General features: G+C 65.9%; 1 protein-coding gene. It reads left to right on the top strand.

Annotated elements, in window-relative coordinates:
- A partial coding sequence (locus VJ811_RS09940) for a hypothetical protein (protein WP_324072111.1) occupies positions 1 to 3,475 on the top strand: 3,475 nt, incomplete at its 5' end.
- Between the last annotated feature and the right edge of the window lie 33 nt (positions 3,476 to 3,508).

Raw genomic sequence — 3,508 nt, 5'->3', positions numbered from 1 at the left:
CTATCATTTCGAGGGCGTGCGCCCCGGCCTGCACGTCGTCCAGATCGATCCGTCGACGCTGCCACTCGACCGCGAGGCGATCGATTGCGCGCGCTCGACGCAGAGCGCGGGCAGCGCGATCTCGCGCTTCGTCGAAGGCCGGGGTGGCGCGCTGAAGCGCGCCGACTTCCGCGCCGTCGCGAGTGCACCGCGCGCCGCGCCGAACCATGCCGCAGTCGAAGCGCCCAAGGTGCTGAGCGATCCCGAAGCAGCCGGTTCCGGTCGCGACTGGCTCACGGGACAGGCGCCCGGCATCGGCTGGCTCTTCCCCGACATCGATCATAACCCGCGCGCGAAAGCGATTCGCGCCGCGGTGAAGCACGCGCCCGGGCAAACGGTATCGCTCCGGGTCAACGGCAAGCCAGTCGATCCGTTGACCTTTGAAGGTACGAGCAAGTCGGCCGACGGTAGCGTTGCGGTCAGCCTGTGGCGCGGCCTTGAAATCCGCGAGGGCGAAAATCGCCTCGTGGCCGAGGTGAAGGATACGAACGGCGTCACGGTCGAAACTCTCGAACGCACCGTCCATTATTCGATCACCCCGATGCGCGCGACGCTGATCCGCGAAAAGTCGGTGCTGATCGCCGACGGCGTCACGCGACCGGTGATCGCGGTCCGCCTGACCGACCGCGACGGCAAGCCGATCCGTGCCGGCCTGACGGGCGACTTCAGCGTCCCCGCGCCTTATTACTCCGCGATCGAAGCCGATGCGCAGCAGGCGCGCCAGCTCGCGGGCCTCGAACGCGCGCAGCCGGTGTGGAAGATCGATGGCGACGACGGCATCGCCTACATCGAACTCGAACCGACGACCGCGTCAGGCACGCTCGCGATGGATTTCACCTTCCGCGACGACAAGGTGACGCGCAAGCAGACGATCGAAACCTGGCTCGATCCGGGCAACCGCCCGTGGACCGTCGTCGGCTTCGCCGCCGGAACGTTAGGCTATAATACGCTCGACGACCGGATGGAGCCGGTGGCGGAGGATCTGGATGATCTCAACGCCGACGCCCGCCTCGCTCTCCATGCGAAGGGCCGCGTGCGCGGCAAATGGCTGATGACGCTGGCGTATGACAGCGACAAGGACAAGGATGACACCCGGTTCGGTGGCGTGATCGATCCGCGCGCCTATTACACCATCTATGCCGACCGCAACGAGACGCGCTATGATGCGGCGTCGGTGCGCAAGCTCTACCTCCGCCTCGAACGCCCGCAATTCTATGCAATGTTCGGCGATATCGAGACGGGGATTTCGGAGCCCGAACTCGCGCGCTACCAACGCGCGCTGAACGGCGGCAAGGCCGAGTATCGCGGCCGCAATGTCGCCGCGACGGCTTTCGTCGCCGACACCCCCTATCGCTTTCGCCGCGACGAGATTCAGGGCAATGGCCTGACGGGTCCGTATCAGCTCGGCGCGAAGGACATATTGCCGAACAGCGAGCGGATCACGATCGAGACGCACGACCGGCTGCACAGCGAACGCATCGTCGACAGCGTCAGCCTGTCGCGCCACGTCGATTACGATATCGACTATCTGTCGGGCACGATCCGCTTCCGTGAACCCGTGCTCAGCCGCTCGTCAAACCTCGATCCACAGTTCATCGTCGCCGAATATGAGGTCGACGGCGTCGGGCAACGCGTGCTCAACGCGGGTGGCCGCGTCAGCTATCAGTCGACCGACGAGAAACTGCGCGTCGGCGCGACCTTCATCCACGACGAGGACGGCAACGCCAAGACCAACCTCGGCGGCATCGATGCACGCTATCGCCCGACGATCGAAACCGAGGTCCGCGCCGAACTCGCGGTCAGCGACGCAAAGGCGGTAAACGGCAGCACCGCCGCCGGTGGCACCGCGAAGGCGTGGCTGATCGAGGCCGAGCATCATAGCAGCAACGCCGACTTCCTCGCCTATGTCCGGACACGCGAAGCGGGCTTCGGCACCGGCCAGCTCAACAGCGGCGAGAATGGCACGCGCAAATCCGGCTTCGATGCCCGGATGAAGGCCAGCCGTAACCTGTCGGTGACCGGAAGCGCGTGGCAGGAAGATTATCTCGACACCAATGCGCGCCGCCGCGCTGCGCGCGCGCTCGTCGAATATGACAATGGCACCAGCGTCGCGCGCGCCGGGCTGACCCACGCCGACGACCGCCTGACCGATGGCAGCCGCAACCGTTCGAACATCGTGCAACTCGGTGTAACGCAGCGGCTCTTCAACAAACGGCTTGAACTCGACGCGCAGACCGAATTTGCGCTCGGCGGCAAGGACGCAAGCGTCGATTTCCCGACCCGCCATCGCCTCGGCGCGCGCTTCGCAATCAATCGCGACGTCAATCTGGTCGGCAGCTACGAGATCGCCGACGGCGACACGATCAAGGCGCGCACCGCACGGCTCGGCTTCGACCTGACCCCTTGGTCGGGCGCCCGGCTGCTCGCCACCGCGAACAGCCAAGAGATCGGCGAATATGGCCCGCGCAGCTTCGCCGCCTACGGCCTGTCGCAGTCGCTGAAGCTTGGCGAACGCTGGTCGGTCGATGTGTCGGTCGACGGCAACCGCACGATCGGCGGCATCCGTACCAAGGATGTGCTCAATCTCGACCAGCCGGTCGCGTCGGGCGGTTTCCTCGGCGGCAACGGCACGATCACCGAGGATTTCCTCGCGATCAGCACCGGCGCGACTTACCGCGCCGACCGCTGGACGCTGACGGGCCGCGCCGAATATCGCGATGGGGAGATCGCCAACCGCTACGGCCTGACGCTCGGCGGGCTCCGCCAGCTCGGCGAAGGCCGCGCGCTCGGGGCGCTCTTCACCTATGCCAAAGCGAGCGGTGGCACGACGCCGACCACCGAAGTCATCCAGTTCGAAGCAAGCTGGGCGCACCGCCCCGCCGATTCCCGGATTTCCTGGCTCAACAAGAGCGAATTTCGTTCGGACAAGGTGCGCGACGCTGTTGCGGGCCAAGCCGGGCCTATCGGCGGCAGCGCGTTGAAGATCGACGGCGACGCGACCAGCCGCCGCCTGCTCAACAGCCTGTCGGTGAACTGGACCCCGCTCGCCGAGCGCGGTGCGCACGGCATGTGGTACGAGCGCGCCGAGTTCGGCGTCTTCTGGGGCACGCGCTACAATTTCGACCGTTTCGGCGCCGACGACGTCAAGGGCTGGTCGAACCTGATCGGCGCCGACGTCCGCTTCAACCTTTGCGAGCATGTTGACGCCGGCGCATCGGGCACCGTCCGCGTCGGCACCGATGCCGATACCGTCAGCTGGGCGGGCGGGCCGACGCTGACGCTAGCGCTGGTGAAGAATGCGAACATCACCTTCGGCTATAATTTCGCGGGCTTCCACGACCGTGATTTCGAGGACGCGCGCTTCTCGCGCTCGGGTGCTTATGTGACCTTCAAGCTGAAGTTCGACCAGACGAGTTTCGCTGGGTTGGATTTGTAACAGCCGTCGCCCGCGAAGGCGGGGGCCGCTATC

This window comes from Sphingopyxis sp., assembly GCF_035250425.1.
In the GTDB taxonomy this organism is placed as follows: Bacteria; Pseudomonadota; Alphaproteobacteria; order Sphingomonadales; family Sphingomonadaceae; genus Sphingopyxis.
The sequence above is the reverse complement of the archived record's forward strand: the minus strand, read 5'-3'. Positions and strand labels throughout refer to the sequence as shown.